The sequence below is a fragment of the Psychroserpens sp. AS72 genome (assembly GCF_038900375.1).
Lineage (GTDB): Bacteria > Bacteroidota > Bacteroidia > Flavobacteriales > Flavobacteriaceae > Psychroserpens.
Genome location: NZ_JBBMRC010000001.1, coordinates 64410 through 84454, shown reverse-complemented (window position 1 = coordinate 84454; position 20045 = coordinate 64410). Strand labels below are relative to the sequence as shown.

Below are 20045 nucleotides of genomic sequence, written 5' to 3'. Positions count from 1 at the left end.
TATCAAAATAAAAAAAGCACCCAAATTGGGTGCTTTTTCATTTGTATTAATGTGATTGGTATTACCAAATTCTAACACGCTCTTCTGGAGCTAACCACATTTTATCACCTTCTTTAATATCAAATGCTTCATAAAAAGCATCTATATTTTTAAGAGGTTGTGTTGCTCTTTGAATTCCTGGAGAGTGAGGATCTGTTTTGATTTGTGTTCTCAAAGCATCATCTCTTGTTAATGTTCTCCAAACGGTTGCCCAAGACATAAAGAAACGTTGCTCTGGTATGAAACCGTCAATATCTTCTGGTCTTCCATTTTCGGCATAGTATAATTGTAAACCGTCATAAGCTCCAAGTACACCTCCAAGATCTCCAATGTTTTCACCTAAGGTAAATTTACCGTTGATGTTTACACTATCCATTACTTCAATAGCACTATACTGTTCTGCTAATGCGTCTCCACGTTTTGTGAATTCTTCAAGATCTTGATCTGTCCACCAGTTTTTTAAGTTTCCGTCGCCATCAAAACGCGCTCCACTATCATCAAAAGCATGAGAAATCTCGTGACCAATTACTGCTCCTATTCCACCATAATTTACAGCTTCATCTGCCGTCCAATTATAAAAAGGTGGTTGTAAAATTGCAGCTGGAAACACAATCTCGTTATTCATTGGGTTGAAATAAGCGTTTACCATTTGTGGTGGCATTCCCCATTTTGACTTATCTACTGGTTGTCCAATATCAGCAAGGTTTTTTTCGCTTGCCCATTTACCAACAGCCATCATATTCTCAGCATAGGTATTACCTTCTTTTACCATCATTTTCGAGTAATCTTCCCACTCATCTGGATAAGCTATTTTTACAGTGAACTTATCTAATTTTTCAATGGCTTTAGTCTTAGTTTCTGGAGTCATCCATTCTAAATTCTGGATTCTATTTTGAAACGCTGTAATGACGTTAGCAATCATTTTTTCTGCTTTAGCTTTAGCTTCTGGTGGAAACTTAGCATCTACATATAATTTACCTATTGCTTCTCCAACAGTTCCATCTACTGTACCAAGTGCACGTTCATCTGCTGGACGCATTTTTTTAGAACCGTTTAAAGTTTTTCCGTAGAATTCCCAGTTTGCTTTTTCTATTTCCGTAGTTAAAAAACCTGCAGCACCATTAATTGTACTCCAATCCATTAGGGTTTTAATATCTTCAATTGATGTAGTCTTTAAAAAGTCGTTCATAGCAGCCATATATTTTGGTTGCATCACGTTAAGTGTTTCCATCTCTGCAGTAATTCCTAAATCTTTTACCATTTTAGTCCAATCAATAGCAGGAGCCATTTTTTGCAACTCTTCTAATGATGTTGGATTATTATAATTACGTGCATCTCTCATAGCAACTTTATCTAATCTAGGCTCTGCAAGTTGCGTTTCCATAGCTAAAATCTTTTTAGCTGCTGCATCTGCATCTTCTTTACTATAGTTGATGTATTGTAACATTCTAGATACATGGTCTGTATATTGCCCTCTTATTTCTTTAGATTTTGCATCTTGATCTAAGTAGTAATCACGTTGAAGCCCTAATCCATCAGGATATACCCAAGCTACATTCATGCTACTATCATTTAAATCTGCATTTGCTCCAATGCCAGCAAAAGGTGCTCCAACACCCATTGTTGTTGCATACACAGTTTGCATATCATTGAGGTTTTTAATGCCATCAATTTTATCTAACATTGGCTGTAATGGTTTTATACCAGCTTTGTCTCTTGCTATAGTATCTAACTCTGAATCAAATATTAGAAGTGCCTTTTTTTGATCTGTACCTTCTTCATATTTTCCAAGTTCTTTTGAAGTCATCAAGATGTCTAGAACATCTTTTCTCGTGTCTTTACGTAAAACTCCAAATCCTCCCCAACGTGTTTCATCGTCTGGAATACTTGTTGTTTTTGCCCAATTTCCGTTAACATAGTTATAGAAATCATCTTTAGGACTTACCGAAGTGTCCATGTTGTCGAGATTAATTCCAGGAATTTTCTCAACCATTGCAGTTTCTTCTTTTGGTTCTTCTTTACATCCTAAAAATGCAAAAAGTCCTAAAGCAGTAACCACCAAAATACTTTTAATATTGGTTTTCATAATGTGCTTAAAAATTTAAATTTGATTAAAATTAGTTATTAATTAGAAGCTTTAAAGACAGATTTGTTACATATTAACATAATATTAAGAGTCTAACACCTTGAAAAATCACCTATTGTGGCTTAAGAACATTGTTCTTTTCGAATTCAAACTTCTTGTTAATTTGTAAATTAAGGTTAGAAATCGTTACCAATAACTCTCTAATGGCTTGAAGTTTTTCCGTTTTATCAATATTAGAAATGGTTAATAAACTATTCAACTTTTGCACTTTTGTATCTAACGCAGTAATTCTAGCCGAAATCTCGTTGGTTTGTAGTTGCTGAGGCATTTCTGATCTAAGTTCTTGTAAAAGTGTTTTTACAATTAAAGGATCTCCAGAAAAATAAGATAAATCTCCTTGTTTTAATAGGTCAATTTGAATCTCAAGTTCTTGATACTTTTGCCAATCGGTTACAGCTTTTTCTGAATCTCTGCTTAAACCAAAATCATCATAACGAATAGATTCAATATCTTTTTTAGATATCGTTTTTGCGTCTATTTGCTCTTGGGTTTCAACAATGACTTCGGAAACTTTATCGGTTTTACAACTCGTTACAAAAACACAAATACTTAAACAAAATAACAATACTAAACGCATAATGGGAACTATTCAATTTGAAGTAAATATAAGCAAAGTGAAAACATCTTAATTGGAATTAACAAAATAATAAAGCGTTTATAATTTTCTTAAAATATGTTTATACTGCTTTTATTCTTTTTATTTTTGACTATCTATTTAAACAAAATAATATGTCTAGAATTTTAGTAATTGGCGCAGGTGGTCAAATAGGATCTGAACTCACTTACAAACTAAGAGACCTTTATGGCTCTGAAAATGTTGTAGCAAGTGATATTGGTTATCACAATACTCATATTGTAAACTCTGGTCTTTTTGAAATTGTAGATGCTCAAGATTATGCATCTGTTAAAATCTGTGTTGAAAAACATAATATTGATACTATTTACCTCTTGGCTGCTATGTTAAGTGCTACAGGAGAAAAGTATCCAATGAAAGCATGGGATTTGAATATGAATTCTCTCTTTCATGTTTTAAATCTTGCAAAAGACGGATTTATAAAACGAATTTTCTGGCCTTCTAGCATAGCTGTTTTTGGACCTACAACTCCAGTTCTAAATACACCTCAACATACGGTTACAGAACCTACTACAGTGTACGGTATTACAAAACAAGTTGGTGAGCGTTGGTGTGAATATTACTATAATAAATATGGTGTTGATGTAAGAAGTTTGCGTTATCCTGGAATTATAAGTTGGAAAACGATGCCTGGAGGAGGCACAACAGATTATGCTGTAGAAATATATCATAAAGCCATAATTGACAAACACTATGAAAGTTTCTTAACCGAAAACACAGAACTCCCTATGATGTTTATGGAAGATGCTATTGATGCAACCGTTAAATTAATGCAAGCACCTTCAGAAGCTATAAAAATAAGATCATCTTATAATTTAGCAGCTATCAGTTTTACTCCAAAAGATATTTCCGAAGCAATACAAAAACATATTCCAGATTTTAAAATCACATACGAACCAGATTTTAGACAGGATATTGCTAATAGTTGGCCTAAATCTATTGATGATTCACCTGCTAGAACAGATTGGAATTGGTCTCATAACTATAGTCTTGAAAAAATGACTGAAGAAATGATTTCTCAATTACGAAATAAGTACAAAAATTCTATAACTGTAAATTAATACATACAAAAAAAGCACTTTCTAACGAAAGTGCTTTTTTTGATTTAAGGCAAAATCTTCTCTATAATAGTGTAAAAGTTTTATTAAAAACTCGATCTCCAGAGGTCATATGCAAATAATAATCTCCTTTTTCTTTTTCAGATAGTTTATACACTTTGTTCAAAACCTGATCTCCTGTTAATGTATCTTTTAAAATACTTTCTCCATTATAAAATAACTCAATATCTAAAGTCTTAGTGTCCATTGACAAAAGAGAAATTAATAATTGATCATCTTTTGTTCTCACAACTGGTTTAAAAACAGTCTTCTCTTTACTTTCTAAAAAGACCACATTATTAGATTGAATAATAAAAGGTGTAATAATAATTTCAAAGTCTTTGCTTAACTCAACAGTATATGAACCATCTTCTAAAGCCGTAAAATTAAACTTCTTTAAGAAAGTCCCATTTCGTTTAATTGTTTCAGAAAAGAGTATGACTCCTTCATTATCTATAATTGTATATTGATGTCCTTTTTTTACGTTAGAAAATTTTAATGTTGTAATCGCTTTCGAAGGTACATCAATTACATTTTCGTTTGCGTAGCCTGTAACTATCGTTAACATAAATGCTACCATTACTAGTGTTTTAATTGTTTTCATCACTTTTTGGGTTTTAATGATTTATACTACAAATTTATACTGAATTGCACTCTTAGAAAACATCAGATTTGGCACATTTGTATTCTATTTTAACAAAAAATTAGCTACACAAATATCAACATGTTAAATTAGCATAGTTTAATGCTAATTCTATATAGGTTTTTTATTTCATTTATATTAAATTTGTAAGTAATTCCGAATCATGATTAAAAGAAAAGCTACTTTAGAAAAAATAAGTCCAAATTTTGGAAGTTCTGTTTTTGTAAAAAAAAGCACTTCTAATGATAATGAGCATAAGCCTTATTGGCATTTTCATCCTGAGATTGAATTAGTATATGTGAATAAAGGCCAAGGTAAACGTCATATTGGTAGTCACCTCTCTTATTTTAATAACAGTCAGCTTATTTTAATTGGCTCCAACCTTCCACATAACGGATTTACAGATCGTCTCACACAGCATGGCTCTGAAGTATTAGTACAATTTAAACCAGAATTTTTAGGTGCTTACTTTTTTGATATTCCAGAAATGGCTGATGTCAATGCTTTATTTGAGCGTTCAAAAAACGGAATCCTATTTAAACCAGAAACCAAAAGACGTCTTGGTAAAAAAATTCAGAAATTAGATGAAGTTGAAGGCTTTGAACGTATCATGCTTTTACTTAAAATCTTAAAAAAATTAGCTGAAGTAAAAGATTATGAGATTTTAAATGCTGATGGTTTTGTTTTTGAAACCGAATTACAGGATAGCGCGAAAATTGATATCGTTTACAAACACATAAATAACAATTTCCAGAACCATATTTCATTAAATGAAATTGCAGATAAGGTAAGCATGACAGTTCCTGCTTTTTGTAGATATTTTAAAAAAGCTACTGGCAAAACATTTACTAAACTGGTTAATGAATATAGAATCGTTCATGCTACAAAACTCTTGTCTGAAAGCCAAATGAGTATTGCAGATGTTGCCTTTGATTGTGGTTTTAATAATTTCTCACACTTTAATAAATTGTTCAAGGAATTTACTGGAAAGAGTGCTTTAAAATACCGTAAAGAATTGACTCCAATCATGTATTAATTTATTTTTCACCATCCCACTCTGCATAGAATTGCTCTAAAAACTGTTCCATAAATTTATGTCTTTCTAGAGCTATTTTTTTACCCGTTTTTGTATTCATTCTATCTTTTAAAAGCAGTAATTTTTCATAGAAATGATTAATTGTAGGAGCTGTTGATGCTTTATATTCTTCCTTAGTCATTTCTAAATTTACTTTAATAGATGGGTCAAAGAGTTTTCGGTTTTTAAAACCTCCATAATTAAAGGTTCTTGCTATACCTATTGCTCCAATAGCATCAAGTCTATCTGCATCTTGAACCACATTCAATTCTGAAGACGTAAAATCTTGATTTATATTTCCGCCTTTAAATGAGATGTGTTTAATAATATTAACAACATGCTCAATGACTTTTGAATCTACATTGTTCTCGAATAAGAATTTACGAGCTATTTTAGGTCCAACGGTTTCATCACCATCATGAAACTTACTGTCTGCAATATCATGAAGTAAAGCACCTAGAGCGACTACAAAACCATCTACATCTTCATTTTTAGAGATGAGTAATGCATTATTATAAACTCTCAAAATATGAAACCAGTCGTGACCACCTTCGGCTTTTTCGAGTTCTTTTTTTACAAATCTTTTGGTGTTTTCTATTATATCTTCGGAAGTATGCATGGATTTCATCATGTCTTAAAATTAAAAATTCCCTTCAGTTTCTGAAAGGAATTATTTATAATTTATTTTAAAGTCGCAGGTTCTACCCATTTAAACTGATATGAGTTTTCTGGTATTTTCATTCGATCTGCTAAACGTAACATTCTTGGTGGTAATTTCATTAAATAATCTCTTGCTTTTTCGGCTTCATCATTTAGGTTTTTTATGTTACCTAAATCCCAACGATCAATTAATTTTTGAAGTATATCAACATAATCTTTAGACGTGTACACACCAATACGTTGTGCTGTATTAGAAAACTCTTCAAAAGCAGTACCAATTTTTTCACCAGATTCTCTAAGGAAATGCGCTGGCATTGCAATTTTTTGCTTCATCATATAATGAAAAGCCATCATCATTTGACTTGGATCTACTTCAAAAATACGTTCTACAAACTCTGAGTAAGCATGATGATGTCTCATCTCGTCTCCAGAGATAATTTTACACATTTTTGCTAGTTGCTTATTCCCTTTTTCTTTAGCCATTTTAGCCACACGATTGTGAGAAATGTACGTTGCTAATTCTTGAAAGCTCGTATACACAAAGTTTTTATAGGGATCTCGATCTGTACCAATATCAAAACCATCTGCAATTAAATATTGCGTGGTTTTTTCTATTTCTTTCATATTAACACGACCAGATAAGTATAGATATTTATTAAGTACATCTCCATGACGATTCTCCTCACCTGTCCAATGTCTTACCCATTTTCCCCAACTATTACGTCCTACTTGATCAACACCTTCAACATCCATCAACCAAGATTCGTATGATGGTAAAGCTTCTTCGGTAATCATATCACCAACTAATACCACCCAAAAGTCATAAGGAAGTTCTTTAGAAAGTTCTCTAATTTCTCTCACCTCTTCATGAAAATTATCACTTTGAGAGTTAGGTAAAAAATCGGTAGGTTGCCAAATTTTCTCTATAGGAATTAAGTATTTTTCAATGAGTTGATCTACATCTTTTTCTAGATGTTGCATCACTTCCAATCGTATGTTTTTTAACGACATATAAAAACGTTTAATGGTTAGTTAACACGAATAGCGTCTGTAATTGTTTTTTCAACAGTAGTCAATAACGCTTGTTTATCTGTAAAGTTAGCGATTTCTATGGGTTTATGAACAGTAAATTTTATATGATTTCCTATTCCCATTGGAAAATTCCCATAACGTAATGTTTTCCATGAATCATTAACTGTTATTGGAACAATCAAAGCAGATGGTGTCTTTTTTATAAGTATTTCTAAACCTTTAGTTTTAAAAGGCTTGGGATAGCCATCTTTACTTCGAGTACCTTCAGGGAAGATAACTCCTGCTCGTTTTGTGGTTTCTAGGTATTCGCCAAACTTCATCATTGCTGGTAATGCTTGTCTGGGATTTTTACGATCTATGAGTACAGATCCTCCATGACGTAAATTATAAGATACGCTTGGAATACCTTTACTTAATTCTTGCTTTGAAACAAATTTGACATGATGTTTCCGTAGATACCACATTATAGGAGAAATGTCATACATACTTTGATGATTAGAAACTATGATTAAGGGTTTATCTGTAGAAATATCATAAGGATTATCCCAACTAACACGAGTTCCTAAGATAAGTAAACCACGCATTATACATAGTTGTAAAGCGTCTACCGTTGTTTTAAATGCCTGGTAACCAAAAACATTAAAACAAAACCATTGAATTGGGTGAAAAAACACTAAGGTCATTCCAAATATAAGGTAGTATAAAACCGATAAAGGATATGCTAAAAGTTTTCTCATGCTGTAAAATTAGCCGATTGCTCACAAATCACAAAAAAACCACGATTAAAAAATCGTGGTTTTGTAATTATATAGAGAATTCATCTCATACTGAGAGATTCTTCAATTTGATTTAAACGCTTTTCTAGCAATGCTCATTATAAGCATCCATAAGGTTTTCAGCAATTAACTCTGCTGGACGACCTTCAATATGGTGACGCTCTAACATGTGTACTAATTCGCCATCTTTAAACAATGCCATACTTGGTGAGCTTGGAGGAAAAGGTGCCATGTGGCTTCTTGCAGCATCTACTGCTTCTCTATCAACTCCTGCAAATACAGTGACAATGTTATCTGGACGTTTTGCATTTTGTAAACTTTGTCTTGCTCCTGGACGAGCATTGGCAGCTGCACAACCACAAACTGAATTCACTACAACTAATGTTGTTCCTTCTTTTGCTAACGCAACCTCTACAGCAGCTGCTGTATGTAATTCTTCAAAACCAACTTTGGTTAAATCCTCACGCATAGGTTTTACTAATTCTGCTGGATACATATATTTTAATATTTTAGATTATTATTCTGAATTGCAAAGATACGCAAAATAACTAGTTGATATAAAGTATTCAGTTAGCAGTTTGAATGGTGAGATATGAATTTTCTATAGTGAGATGTTTCCGAAGTAAAAAGAAAAACTATCTATTGAAAGTTAATTGAAATCCGTCACTTGTAAAAGCACCTTCGTCTAATATGAGTTCATTTTCCGTTAGGACTGAAAGGTCAAAATTATAGAATTCAAGTACAAGTGTTTGTTCATCATCTGTTGTTAACACTTCATAATCATAAACTCCTGTTGGTAAACCATCAAAAATAACAAGCTCAGTATTGGTGTTAGTTACAGTTAGTTGCTGTGTTTCTTGATTAAAATTCCAAATAATTATACCGTTTTCATAATCATCATCAATTCCAGCTAATCCACCAATAACGTTGACCAAAGACCACGAACCTTCTAAAGTAGGTTCATTATTTGCTACTACATCATCATCGCTATTGCATGACAATACCATCAAAGTAAAAACTAGTAAATACAAACACTTTTTCATAATACAATTGATTTTATACCTTAAAGATACCAAAACCTTAAAAAGGTTGCGTGGATTCGTAACAAAACAGAATAAAGTATACTAACAAATAGTATATTTGAAATTCACAATAAATAAATTACATACATGAGTTTTGCAAAATGGATAGGAGGCGCTTTAGGTTGGTCTTTTGGTGGACCAATTGGTGCCATAATTGGTCTTGCTATTGGAAGTTTAATTGATAGTTCTACTCAAGGTGGAGGTTTTTTATTAGGCGACGGGAATACACAACAACAAAGACGTACAAGGCAAACCACTTCTCGTTCTAGAACTCAAACACGTACTCGACCTCAAACACGCTCTGGAGATTTTGAAGTAAGTCTTTTAATATTAGCTTCTGTAGTAATTAAAGCAGACGGTAAACAAGAGCAAAGTGAGTTAGATTTTGTGCGTAAGCAGTTTGTGAGTATGTACGGAAAAGATAGAGCTAATCAAGCATTTAAACTATTTAAAAATGTTAGTAAGCAACAAATACCTGTACGTAAAGTATGTTTACAGATTCGGGAAATGATGGATCATGCGTCTCGTTTACAATTGCTTCATTTTCTCTTCGGAATAGCGAAAGCAGACGGCATGGTTACAGACGATGAAGTTTCTCAAATTTATATGATTTCTGGTTATTTAGGAATTAGTTCTCGTGACTACGGAAGCATAAAAGCCATGTTTTATAACAGTACAGATAATGCTTATAAAATTTTAGAAATTACAAAAGAATCAACAGATGATGAAGTTAAAAAAGCCTATCGTAAAATGGCAAAAAAATATCATCCAGATAAAGTGATTCACTTAGGTAAAGAACATCAAAAAGGTGCTGAAGAAAAATTTAAGCAAGTGCAAATGGCCTATGAACAATTACAAAAGGAACGAGGATTTTAAGCTTTAACGCTTATTCTCTCTTTCGTTTATTCGCTTTTCTATATCTTTAAAATAGCGTTTTTCTTTATGTTTTCTGTAGATAAATGCAATGACTACGATGAGTCCAAGTATCATTAATCCGCCTTGTCCTGTGATGTAATTAAGTATATCCATAGTTGTAGATTAAGGGCATTATAGTCGACAATAAAAACAAAACTTTCATCTTTTGGTTGTTTTTTAGATGAATTACCACTTTATACGATGTGAATTAAACATAGTAGAAAATAAAGCATTTCTACTCTAGAGTACTTATTACTTCAAAAAACTTCTTTGTTTTAAAAGTTTTATTTGAGCTAATATCTAATTTGGTATTAAAATTGTGTAAAATTATTTAAAAATTTTTGGAGACCTTTTCAACTTTTGACCATTAATAAGTAAAACAGTGTATGAGTGATCAAGACATTTTAGTACTTTTTAAAAAAGGTCAACGTGAGAAGGCATTTAAAAAACTATATCATCTGTATCCCAGAATTGAGAAACTCGTACTTTCAAAAGGAGGCAGTAAAGATGATGCAAGTGATGTGTTTCAAGAAGCACTTATTATTTTAAACCGAAATATCCAAACCTCAGATTTTAAACTCACCTCTTCCTTTTATACCTATCTGTATTCGGTATCGCGATTTGTGTGGTCAGATCTTCAAAAAAGCCATACCAAACAGCAATTACAAGAACTTAATGCGCAAGAGGTTCAAGTTTTTCAAGAGGTAATAGAGGAAAAAAAATACCAACTTGCCGAACATGCTTTTCTAGAAATAGGGAAACGATGTCAACAATTGTTACAACTGTTTTATCACCAAGCCATGTCATTTAAAGACATTGCTAATGTGATGCAATTTAAATCTTCAAAAATTGCAAAAAACCAGAAGTACAAGTGCTTACAAAAAGCAAAAGACATCTATCAAACCAAATTAAAATCGGTTCAATCCTAAAAACGAAAACGCATGGAAACTTACACTCAATACATAGAACTCATAAACGATTACCTCAACAAAGTACTCTCAAATGAGGCTAAGTTGGATTTTGAAACTAAACTTCAAATTGACACTGCATTTAACACCATATACCAAGAACACATTGTGTTTTTAAATGGTCTAGAGCGCATAGACATTAAAAGTGATATCCAAAATGCAAAACGCTCTTATTATACAGAGAAATGGCTAAAAATCTCAGGGATTTCAATTCTAGTTATTGGAGCTTTAGTGATGTTATATACGTTGGTTTTTAATACTTCGGAAATGGAACCAACTCCAAACTCCGACATTTTTAATACAATTATTATTGATTCTACATCTAATAAAAAATTAAGCAGCAAAACGTTTGTAGATTCTACAAAAGTCAATGAGGTAGAAACAAAGTCTGAGCACCAAATTAGGTTTACTACTACAACAGTCAATAAAAAATTTGGAGGCACTTCAAGTACAGATTTAGAGATAAAAAAACGTCCTCAAACCATTAGTTTAAATACTCAAAAAGGTACTATAATTACTTGTAAAGAAGGTACAGTTTTAAAAATCTCAAAAGGCTCATTTATCAATCCAAAAACTGGAAAAACAGTTACTGGCAAAGTAGATATAAAAGTGACTGAATATTATCAACTCTCAGATATCTTATTAGCAAATCTTTCCTCAGTTTCCAATGACAGACAACTAGAAACTGGAGGCATGTTATACATCGAAGCAATGCAAGGCGCAATAAAATTAGAATTAAAAGACGATAAGCCTATTGACATCTCATTTCCGACTAAAAACAAGAAACAAGGCATGCAGTTATTCTCAGGAGAATGGAAAGATGAGAACATCAATTGGAGGCTTCAAAACAATCAAACCTTGGTAGACTTGGAAATTTCCGAAGAACCAATAGATGAACTCATAGAAGTCCCTTTTAGTGTTGTAGAACAAGCTCCAATATTTCCTGGATGCGAAGATGAAACCACTAATGATGCTAGAAAAAAATGCATGAGAGATGCTATTTCTAAATTTGTAAAAAGACGATTTGATACTAATATTGGTAATGATTTAGGTTTAACTGGACGTCAACGCATCAATTCAATTTTTAAAATTGATACCGAAGGAAATATCATTTTTATTCAATCTAGAGGATCACATCCAAGATTAAGCGAAGAGGCTGACCAGATCATATCGTTATTACCAAAAATGATTCCTGGCAAACAACGAGGTAAAGCTGTTATTGTACCTTATTCTTTACCTTTTGTTTTTGATATTAAAGGTGAAAATTCAATTTCCGCAAAACTTATTAATGCAGATACTATTGCAATGAATACGAGTGTCGTTTTTGACAGCAGCTTAATAAGTGCTAGGGAAATGGATACGATTTACGAAGAGAAACGTGGCATCGTTGAATATATTAGAGAAGTGATGCACGATAAAGATTTTCTTGTAGATTCTCAATTTATAAGGCAATGGGAACAGTATAAAAAACAAAAGCTAATTAGAAGTATTAGTTTAGAAACGAAACCTAATTATATTGAAAACGCTATCGTTTTAAGAAAACCATTGTTAGAAATGGAAAACTCAAAATTTAAAATTTTAGATGATGATTCTATTACTCGAGGAGGACATATCATTAGAGTACCTTGGGATAAAGCTCAAGTTCCATCGAGTTCTAGAGGCTATAAACTTGTGCCTAAACCAATATTTCAAGCAGGAAGCAAAATGGTAACAGCTAAAGAGTTTGAAGCAAGATTAGGAGATGTCACAGACACAGATATTTCGTCAAGAGATGTTGGTAATTACGTCTTAAAAACGTCAAGCTTAGGTTGGATTAACTGTGATCGTTTTATCAACGGAAGAACAACCAGAATCAAATACAAACTCAAAATAAAAAATGCTGAAGGTGCTAAAATTAATATGGTTTTTAAATCGTTGAATTCTGTATTACCAAGTTGGGAAGCTAATGGTTTTTATGATTTTAGAACGGTTGGTAAAAATGAAGACGTTGTTTTGATAGCTATTAAACGTAAAGATGGGAAACTCTATTATGACATGGTAGAAACCAAAACGAAATCAAATCCGCAAATAGATTTTGACTTTAAGGAAGTAACCATTGAGCAACTAAAAAAAGCTATAGAAAATATTAAATCGTAACTTTAACTATGAGATTCTTCTTTTCACTCTGAATGACATTATATTTTCAAAACAAAGTCTAATGTCATTCAGAAGGAGGCACAACTGAAGAATCTTACTTGTAATAAAAATAAATCATGAAATACCTGTTAACTTTTATTATAGTATTGAGTTCACTTTCAATGAACGCACAAGATGTCGCAGGAGTTTATCAAATAAAATCAGATTCTGAAGAGCATAGCTCAATAAGAACGCTTACCTTAAATATCGATGGTACCTTTGAGTTTTATGGTTATGATAAAAACCATGATGTTATTGGAAACAAAACTAATTATTACGGAAAAGGCACATGGACTAAAGAAAAAAAGGTCATCACTTTTTCTACGGAAGCTTCAGATCTAGATTTAAAATACACACTCGATTTTAATAACTCTAAAGCAAGATTTAATAGTAAATCACCAAGAGATAAAACAGATCGCGTATTTGCTAACTTTATTATTTTTTACGAAACTAATGTATTTATAGCACAACGACTTAAACTATTTCAGTCGTCTACTTTTTAATATTAGTTTCACACCAAGTATTATAAGCAGCTTCTAGTTCTTTTACAATTTCAGGATGCTCTGCAGATACATCGTTGCGTTCACCAGGATCATTTTCTACATCAAATAATTTAATAGTTAAATCGTCTCTAATTGGAGCTATATATTGAGCAGATGGTTCACTTTTCCAGTGGTTTTCTTTTGCGTTAGTCACTTTCCATTTGCCTTTACGTACTGCCCAAGTTTTTTGCCATTTCCAAACTAATAATCTGTCTTCGTTAGCATCTTCAAACAAATTGATTCCGTCAATATTTGTATCTGTAACTGTTGCACCTCCTGCTTTTGCAAGCGTTGGTAAAATATCTGCAGCAGACACATATTTGGTTTCCACTTTACCAGCTTCTACAATTCCTGGCCAACTTACAGCCATTGGCACTCTAATTCCGCCTTCCCAAAGTGAATATTTTCCTCCTGTTAATGGTGCATTGTTAGAACCTGTTAATGGAGAGCCTCCATTATCTGATATAAAAACAATCAAGGTATTCTTATCTAATTTTTGTTCTTTTAAAGCATCTAGAACACGACCAATATTATCATCAAGGCAGTTAAGATTTGCTAAATAGTACTTTCGTAAATCGTCTGTATTTATAGCTCCAATTCTAGAATATTTATCATAATAAGCAGAGTAAGATCCTGCATCATGTTTCCCGTAAGCTACTAAACTATCTGGCTCGTAATTCGGGATTTCTTTAACGTTATACTTATCTAAATACTTTTTTGGAACTTCATGTATTAAATGATGAACTGCATTATAAGACAATGTTAAAAAGAATGGCTTATCACGTTTACGTTTTAAAAACGCTATAGATTCATCTGTAAAAATATCGGTTAGATACCCTTCTTCGTAACTTTTTTCTCCCATATTATGCATTAATGGTCCAAGCAACGCACTTGTACCAAAAGGGTCTGGAGTACGATCTTTAATACTTTGGGAATTCAACCAATAATCATGTGCATGAGCAGAAAACCCTAAAAACTCATCATAACCATGATTTAACGGATATTCTCTAACATCATTTTTATGAAAATTTTGACCTAAATCATTTTTACCAATTCTTGCTGTTTGGTAGCCAGCTTCTTTTAGATATTCTGCAATGGTTTTTACATTGTCTGGTAATCCTGGTCCCCAACTTGCAGGTTTGTCCCATCTAAATTGGTTTTTTCCAGTGATGATTCCTGCTCTTGACGGACTACAAACAGGTGCAGTTACATAAGCTTGAGTATAAACAGTTCCTGCTTTGCCAAGTCTTGTAATGTTTGGTGTAGAAATCGTTTTATCATGATTCTTAAAAGGAGAAAAATCATTATAACCTTGATCATCAACGACTATTAATAAAATGTTTGGCTTTTCTTGAGTTTGAGTAATGTCTTTGTTTTCTGTTTTTGATTTACAAGAAAATAAGACTGCTAATAAAAGGACTATTACTGCTTGTTTCATTTTTAATCTATTTAAATTATTTGTCTAATTGACAATAGTCACTTTAATATCTTTTTCTTCAAGCTTTTTTCTATAGGCACTTGAAATGCCATTATCCGTTATGATTTCATGTATTTGAGACAAATCTGAAATACGAGCAAAACTCTTTTTTCCAAATTTTGAAGAATCTGCCAAAACGATAACTTTTTGAGCAGCAGTAAGCATTTTTTTGTTTAACTCTGCTTCTTCTAAATTGGTGGTTGATAATCCGTATTCTATATCAATACCATCAACTCCTAAAAATAACTTACTACAAGAAATATTTTTTAGAATATATTCCGTATAATTTCCAATAACCGAAGCAGAACTGTGACGTATATAACCACCAAGTTGTAGAATCTCAATGTTTTTATCATGAATTAAATTTAACACCACATGAAGCGACGACGTGATAACTGTCAATTTATTTTTTGGTTGAATAAACTTTGAAAGTGCCTGAACTGTTGTCCCAGAAGCTATCAATATAGAATCATTTTCTACAATTCTTGAGGCTGCCATTTGGGCTATTCCATTTTTTTCTTCTACGGAAATTTTTTCCTTATCAATAACCGTCCGCTCATTTATATAAGGATTCTCTAACGAAGCGCCTCCATGAGTTCTATGCAACAATCCTTTTTGCTCCAGCAGTTTTAAATCTTTTCTGATGGTTACTGCAGACACATTTAAAATTTCGCACAACTCTAAAACTTCAAGATGTTTTTCTTTCGTTAGTCTATTTAATATATCTTCATGTCTCTTCATGAAAACAAATATAGTAAAACGAAACTATATGAAATATATTTTATTCTAATTTGTTTCGTTTTAACAAAATTTAGTTTCGTTTTCTTTCGTATATAATAATATTTCATATATTTGAAGCTAATTGTAATAAATAAAAACACTAGTGTTCGATAGAGAAACGTTAATAAATCAAATAGAAACTACTAAAAATTGGGATGTTATCATCATAGGTGGTGGTGCAACAGGTCTAGGAGTAGCTTTAGACTGCACAACTAGAGGGTATAAAACACTTTTGTTAGAACAAGTAGATTTTGCTAAAGGAACCTCAAGCAGAAGTACAAAACTAGTGCATGGTGGTGTTAGATATTTAGCTCAAGGCAATATTGATTTAGTGCGAGAAGCTTTATACGAAAGAGGCTTAATGCTAAAAAATGCTTCACATTTAGTAAGCAACCAATCGTTTATTATCCCTAATTATAAATGGTGGGACAATATGTTTTATACAGTTGGTTTAAAAGTTTACGATTTTCTTTCTGGAAAACTAAGCTTTGGAAAATCTGTTAGAATAAAGAAATCTGAAACTATTTCAAGACTATCTACTCTAGAAACAAGCAATTTAAAAGGAGGAGTTGTTTATCATGATGGACAATTTGATGACTCTAGACTAGCAATAAATATAGCTCAAAGCTGTATAGAAAATGGCGCAACAGCTATTAACCATTGTAGAGTTAAAAATCTTCTTAAGGATGAAAAAGGACTAGTTAATGGTGTTGTAGCAATAGACACTGAAACAAATATAGAATATACATTAAACGCCAAAACTGTAATTAATGCTACAGGTGTGTTTACAGATGTAGTCTTAAAAATGGATGATGCTTCTGCTAAAAATACCATTCGTCCAAGTCAAGGTGTTCACTTAGTTTTTGATAAATCATTTCTACCTGGCAATGATGCTATTATGATCCCAAAAACAGATGATGGTCGTGTTTTATTCTTAGTACCTTGGCATGATAAAGTTGTGGTTGGCACAACAGATACTTTATTGGATAGCCATAGTTTAGAACCAAAACCATTAGATAAAGAAGTTGATTTTATTATTGAAACAGCCAATAGGTATTTAAATAAAGATGTTTCAAAAAGTGATGTACTCAGCATTTTTGCAGGTTTACGTCCGTTAGCAGCACCAAAAGACAAGTCGGAAAAAACCAAAGAAATCTCTAGAAGCCATAAAATTATTGTTTCCAATTCTGAATTGATTACCATCACAGGAGGGAAATGGACAACTTATCGCAGAATGGCTCAAGACACAGTAGATAAAATTATCGAATTAAATAAATTACCTAGTGCAACATGCAAAACAAAAGAGTTGCTCATTCATGGCGCAAATGGTAGCACTGTAGATCGTTCGAATCATTTGTATATTTATGGAACAGATAAAATCAAAATTGAGAAATTAATACAAGAAAAACCTAGTTTATCTGAACGTTTACATGATAGATTACAATTTACTAAAGCAGAAGTTGTTTTTGCTGTAAGACACGAAATGGCGAGATCTATTGAAGATGTTCTGGCAAGACGTGTTCGTGTTTTATTTTTAGATGCTAAAGCTGCCATAGAAATTGCACCTATGGTTGGTGAAATTATTAGAGAAGAATTAAATGAAACCGATGATTGGCGAGCAGAGCAAATTTCAGGATTTATAAAAACTGCAGACCAATACGTTTTAAAATAATAGGTGCTTTTCTGAAATTATGACTTCGGAAATAGGCCAACTAAACACAATATTATGGGAAAATATATTCTTTCATTAGACCAAGGAACAACCAGCTCAAGAGCCATTGTTTTTGATAAAAAAGGGAATATCGTGTCCATGGCACAAAAAGAATTTACACAACATTTTCCCAAACCAGGTTGGGTAGAACACGACCCATTAGAAATTTGGTCAACTCAAACAGGTGTTGCTGCAGAAGCACTTGCAAAAAAGGGACTCGATGCACAAAATATTGCTGCAATTGGTATTACAAATCAACGAGAAACTGTAGTTGTTTGGGATAAAAAAACAGGAAAACCAATTTACAATGCCATTGTTTGGCAAGATAAACGAACATCTGATTATTGTGATGAATTAAAAAAACAAGGCAAAAATGATCTTGTTAGAGAAAAAACAGGTTTAGTAATAGACTCTTATTTTTCGGGAACAAAAGTAAAATGGATTCTTGATAATGTTGAAGGTGCTCGCGCAAAAGCAGAAGCTGGAAATTTAATTTTAGGCACTATTGATACGTGGCTTATTTGGAATTTCACCAAAGGAGAACAACATATTACAGATGTTACCAACGCTTCACGTACATTAATGTTCAACATCAACACAATGGATTGGGATGACGAATTACTCGAATGGTTAACGATACCTAAGAGCATGTTACCAGAGGTTAGACAATCTAGTGAAGTTTACGGACATACAAAATCTACTTTTTACGATACAAAAATTCCAATTGCAGGTATTGCAGGAGATCAACAAGCAGCGCTTTTTGGACAAATGTGTACAAAGCCAGGAATGGTAAAAAATACATATGGCACAGGCTGCTTCATGCTAATGAATATTGGTGATAAGCCAATAGTTTCAGAAAATAATCTTTTGACGACCGTAGCTTGGAAGGTTGATGGAAAAACAACATATGCATTAGAAGGAAGTATTTTTATAGCTGGAGCTGTCGTTCAATGGTTGCGAGATGGTTTAAAAATTATACGAGACTCTTCCGAAGTAGAAAAATTGGCGAGTTCTGTTGAAAGTAGTGATGGTGTATATTTTGTACCAGCTTTCGCAGGTTTAGGCGCACCACATTGGAATCAGCATGCAAAAGGAACCCTATTTGGTTTAACAAGAGGAAGTACAGATGCGCATATTGCTCGTGCAGCTTTAGAATCTATTGCGTTTCAAACAATGGATATTTTAAAAGCTATGGAAGCTGATGCAGATATTTCGATTAAAGAATTACGTGTAGATGGTGGTGCGACGATCAATAATATGTTAATGCAATTTCAAAGTGATGTACTAAACACACAAACCGTTAGACCAAAAATAGTAGAAACTACTGCAATGGGAGCAGCTTTTTTAGCTGGATTGGCAGTGGGTTATTGGGAAAGTACTGACGAGATTCAAGATATTTGGCAAATTGATAAGACCTTTAGTCCAACCGAAGACAGAGCAGAAACCGAAACCAATATTAAAGGTTGGTATAGAGCAATTGATGCTTTAGAATACTGGACTACTAACGAATCTAAATAAAAAAAAGATGACACCATTTATAGCAGAAATTATTGGAACCGCCATTTTAATTTTATTAGGTGGAGGCGTTGTGGCCAACGTTGTACTCAACAAAACTATTGGTAATAATAGCGGTTGGATTGTAATTACTACAGGATGGGCTCTAGCAGTTTATGTTGCTGTTGTAATTGCAGGACCTCACAGTGGAGCACATATTAACCCAGCAGTAACCGTTGCATTGGCAGTTGCAGGAAAGTTTGCTTGGGCTAAAGTTCCTCTATATGTTTTAGCACAAATGTTTGGTGCTATGATTGGATCTACTTGTGTTTGGTTAATGTATAAAAGTCATTTTGATGATACAGAAGATGCAGATGCAAAAAAAGCTGTTTTTTGTACTGCACCAGCAATTAGAAACACATTTACTAACTTTTTTAGTGAAGCTATTGGGACTTTTGTATTACTATTTACCATATTTTATTTCACAGATGCAAGTATTACAGATACTGAAACGGTTGTAGGATTAGGTTCTCTTGGAGCATTACCAGTTGCTTTTTTAGTGTGGTCAATTGGCTTATCTCTTGGAGGCACAACAGGTTATGCAATTAATCCTGCTCGTGATTTAGGACCAAGAATCATGCATGCCATTCTTCCTATTAAAAATAAAGCAAAAAGCGATTGGTCTTATGCTTGGATTCCCATTTTAGCACCTTTAGTAGGTGGTTCATTGGCAGCTTTACTTATGCTAGGGCTTTCATAAAACTCAAAATAATTAATAAAATAATATATGCCAATTCTA

Annotated in this window: 20 protein-coding genes; 9 read left to right on the top strand and 11 right to left on the bottom strand. The window is 32.8% G+C overall.

Annotated elements, in window-relative coordinates; translation table 11 throughout:
* Nucleotides 1-61: 61 nt before the first annotated feature.
* Nucleotides 62-2125 carry a M13 family metallopeptidase gene (locus WNY78_RS00345; RefSeq protein ID WP_342871187.1) on the bottom strand — a complete coding sequence of 688 codons (2064 nt, stop codon included), beginning with the start codon at nt 2123-2125 and terminating at the stop codon, nt 62-64.
* A gap of 112 nt (nt 2126-2237) precedes the next feature.
* On the bottom strand, nt 2238-2762 hold the full coding sequence (locus WNY78_RS00340; protein WP_342871186.1) for a hypothetical protein: 525 nt from the start codon (nt 2760-2762) through the stop codon (nt 2238-2240).
* A gap of 152 nt (nt 2763-2914) precedes the next feature.
* Between WNY78_RS00340 and WNY78_RS00335 the strand changes: the two genes are divergently transcribed.
* Entirely contained in the window at nt 2915-3880 is a 966-nt protein-coding gene (locus WNY78_RS00335) for an NAD-dependent epimerase/dehydratase family protein (RefSeq protein WP_342871185.1), read from the top strand.
* 61 nt (nt 3881-3941) lie between these two features.
* Here WNY78_RS00335 and WNY78_RS00330 read toward each other — a convergent pair whose 3' ends face one another.
* Nucleotides 3942-4520, bottom strand: a complete 579-nt coding sequence (locus tag WNY78_RS00330) for a hypothetical protein (protein WP_342871184.1) — start codon at nt 4518-4520, stop codon at nt 3942-3944.
* A 202-nt stretch (nt 4521-4722) separates the two neighbouring features.
* On the opposite strand from WNY78_RS00330, the gene WNY78_RS00325 reads away from it, so the two are divergent.
* On the top strand, nt 4723-5595 hold the full coding sequence (locus WNY78_RS00325; RefSeq protein WP_342871183.1) for an AraC family transcriptional regulator: 873 nt from the start codon (nt 4723-4725) through the stop codon (nt 5593-5595).
* A 1-nt stretch (nt 5596) separates the two neighbouring features.
* Here the strand turns inward: WNY78_RS00325 and WNY78_RS00320 are convergent, their stop codons facing one another.
* The 5 genes from WNY78_RS00320 to WNY78_RS00300 all read right to left on the bottom strand — a co-directional run bounded on the left by WNY78_RS00320 (nt 5597) and on the right by WNY78_RS00300 (nt 9145).
* A complete protein-coding gene (locus WNY78_RS00320; protein ID WP_342871182.1) occupies nt 5597-6265 on the bottom strand; it encodes an HD domain-containing protein in 669 nt (222 codons plus the stop codon).
* A gap of 50 nt (nt 6266-6315) precedes the next feature.
* Complete coding sequence (locus tag WNY78_RS00315) at nt 6316-7305, bottom strand: acyl-ACP desaturase (RefSeq protein WP_342871181.1); 990 nt, start codon at nt 7303-7305, stop codon at nt 6316-6318.
* 17 nt (nt 7306-7322) lie between these two features.
* Nucleotides 7323-8063, bottom strand: coding sequence for a lysophospholipid acyltransferase family protein (locus WNY78_RS00310; RefSeq protein ID WP_342871180.1), 741 nt, complete (start codon nt 8061-8063; stop codon nt 7323-7325).
* A gap of 124 nt (nt 8064-8187) precedes the next feature.
* Nucleotides 8188-8598 carry a BrxA/BrxB family bacilliredoxin gene (locus tag WNY78_RS00305; protein ID WP_342871179.1) on the bottom strand — a complete coding sequence of 137 codons (411 nt, stop codon included), beginning with the start codon at nt 8596-8598 and terminating at the stop codon, nt 8188-8190.
* A 139-nt stretch (nt 8599-8737) separates the two neighbouring features.
* Nucleotides 8738-9145 carry a hypothetical protein gene (locus tag WNY78_RS00300; RefSeq protein WP_342871178.1) on the bottom strand — a complete coding sequence of 136 codons (408 nt, stop codon included), beginning with the start codon at nt 9143-9145 and terminating at the stop codon, nt 8738-8740.
* 126 nt (nt 9146-9271) lie between these two features.
* Between WNY78_RS00300 and WNY78_RS00295 the strand changes: the two genes are divergently transcribed.
* Entirely contained in the window at nt 9272-10060 is a 789-nt protein-coding gene (locus WNY78_RS00295; protein WP_342871177.1) for a DnaJ domain-containing protein, read from the top strand.
* Nucleotides 10061-10063: 3 nt separating this feature from the next.
* On the opposite strand, the gene WNY78_RS00290 is transcribed toward WNY78_RS00295, so the two are convergent.
* Entirely contained in the window at nt 10064-10213 is a 150-nt protein-coding gene (locus WNY78_RS00290; RefSeq protein WP_342871176.1) for a hypothetical protein, read from the bottom strand.
* A gap of 272 nt (nt 10214-10485) precedes the next feature.
* Between WNY78_RS00290 and WNY78_RS00285 the strand changes: the two genes are divergently transcribed.
* The 3 genes from WNY78_RS00285 to WNY78_RS00275 all read left to right on the top strand — a co-directional run bounded on the left by WNY78_RS00285 (nt 10486) and on the right by WNY78_RS00275 (nt 13745).
* Complete coding sequence (locus tag WNY78_RS00285; protein WP_342871175.1) at nt 10486-11028, top strand: sigma-70 family RNA polymerase sigma factor; 543 nt, start codon at nt 10486-10488, stop codon at nt 11026-11028.
* A 12-nt stretch (nt 11029-11040) separates the two neighbouring features.
* The gene (locus WNY78_RS00280; RefSeq protein ID WP_342871174.1) at nt 11041-13203 is read left to right on the top strand and encodes a hypothetical protein; all 2163 of its coding nucleotides are present in this window, start codon (nt 11041-11043) and stop codon (nt 13201-13203) included.
* Nucleotides 13204-13319: 116 nt separating this feature from the next.
* Nucleotides 13320-13745 carry a hypothetical protein gene (locus WNY78_RS00275; protein ID WP_342871173.1) on the top strand — a complete coding sequence of 142 codons (426 nt, stop codon included), beginning with the start codon at nt 13320-13322 and terminating at the stop codon, nt 13743-13745.
* Here the strand turns inward: WNY78_RS00275 and WNY78_RS00270 are convergent.
* Nucleotides 13735-15222 (bottom strand): sulfatase-like hydrolase/transferase, encoded by a 1488-nt coding sequence (locus tag WNY78_RS00270; protein ID WP_342871172.1) that lies wholly within the window; start codon nt 15220-15222, stop codon nt 13735-13737. The two genes, WNY78_RS00275 and WNY78_RS00270, sit on opposite strands and share 11 nt — an antisense overlap.
* Before the next feature lie 24 nt (nt 15223-15246).
* Nucleotides 15247-16002 carry a DeoR/GlpR family DNA-binding transcription regulator gene (locus WNY78_RS00265; RefSeq protein ID WP_342871171.1) on the bottom strand — a complete coding sequence of 252 codons (756 nt, stop codon included), beginning with the start codon at nt 16000-16002 and terminating at the stop codon, nt 15247-15249.
* 142 nt (nt 16003-16144) lie between these two features.
* Here WNY78_RS00265 and WNY78_RS00260 point away from each other — a divergent pair, with 142 nt between their 5' ends.
* The 3 genes from WNY78_RS00260 to WNY78_RS00250 are packed head-to-tail and all read left to right on the top strand — an operon-like array spanning nt 16145 to nt 20006.
* Complete coding sequence (locus WNY78_RS00260; RefSeq protein WP_342871170.1) at nt 16145-17713, top strand: glycerol-3-phosphate dehydrogenase/oxidase; 1569 nt, start codon at nt 16145-16147, stop codon at nt 17711-17713.
* 54 nt (nt 17714-17767) lie between these two features.
* Nucleotides 17768-19270, top strand: a complete 1503-nt coding sequence (gene glpK / locus WNY78_RS00255) for a glycerol kinase GlpK (protein WP_342871169.1) — start codon at nt 17768-17770, stop codon at nt 19268-19270.
* Between the two features lie 7 nt (nt 19271-19277).
* Nucleotides 19278-20006 carry an MIP/aquaporin family protein gene (locus WNY78_RS00250; protein ID WP_342871168.1) on the top strand — a complete coding sequence of 243 codons (729 nt, stop codon included), beginning with the start codon at nt 19278-19280 and terminating at the stop codon, nt 20004-20006.
* The last annotated feature ends 39 nt before the right edge of the window (nt 20007-20045 follow it).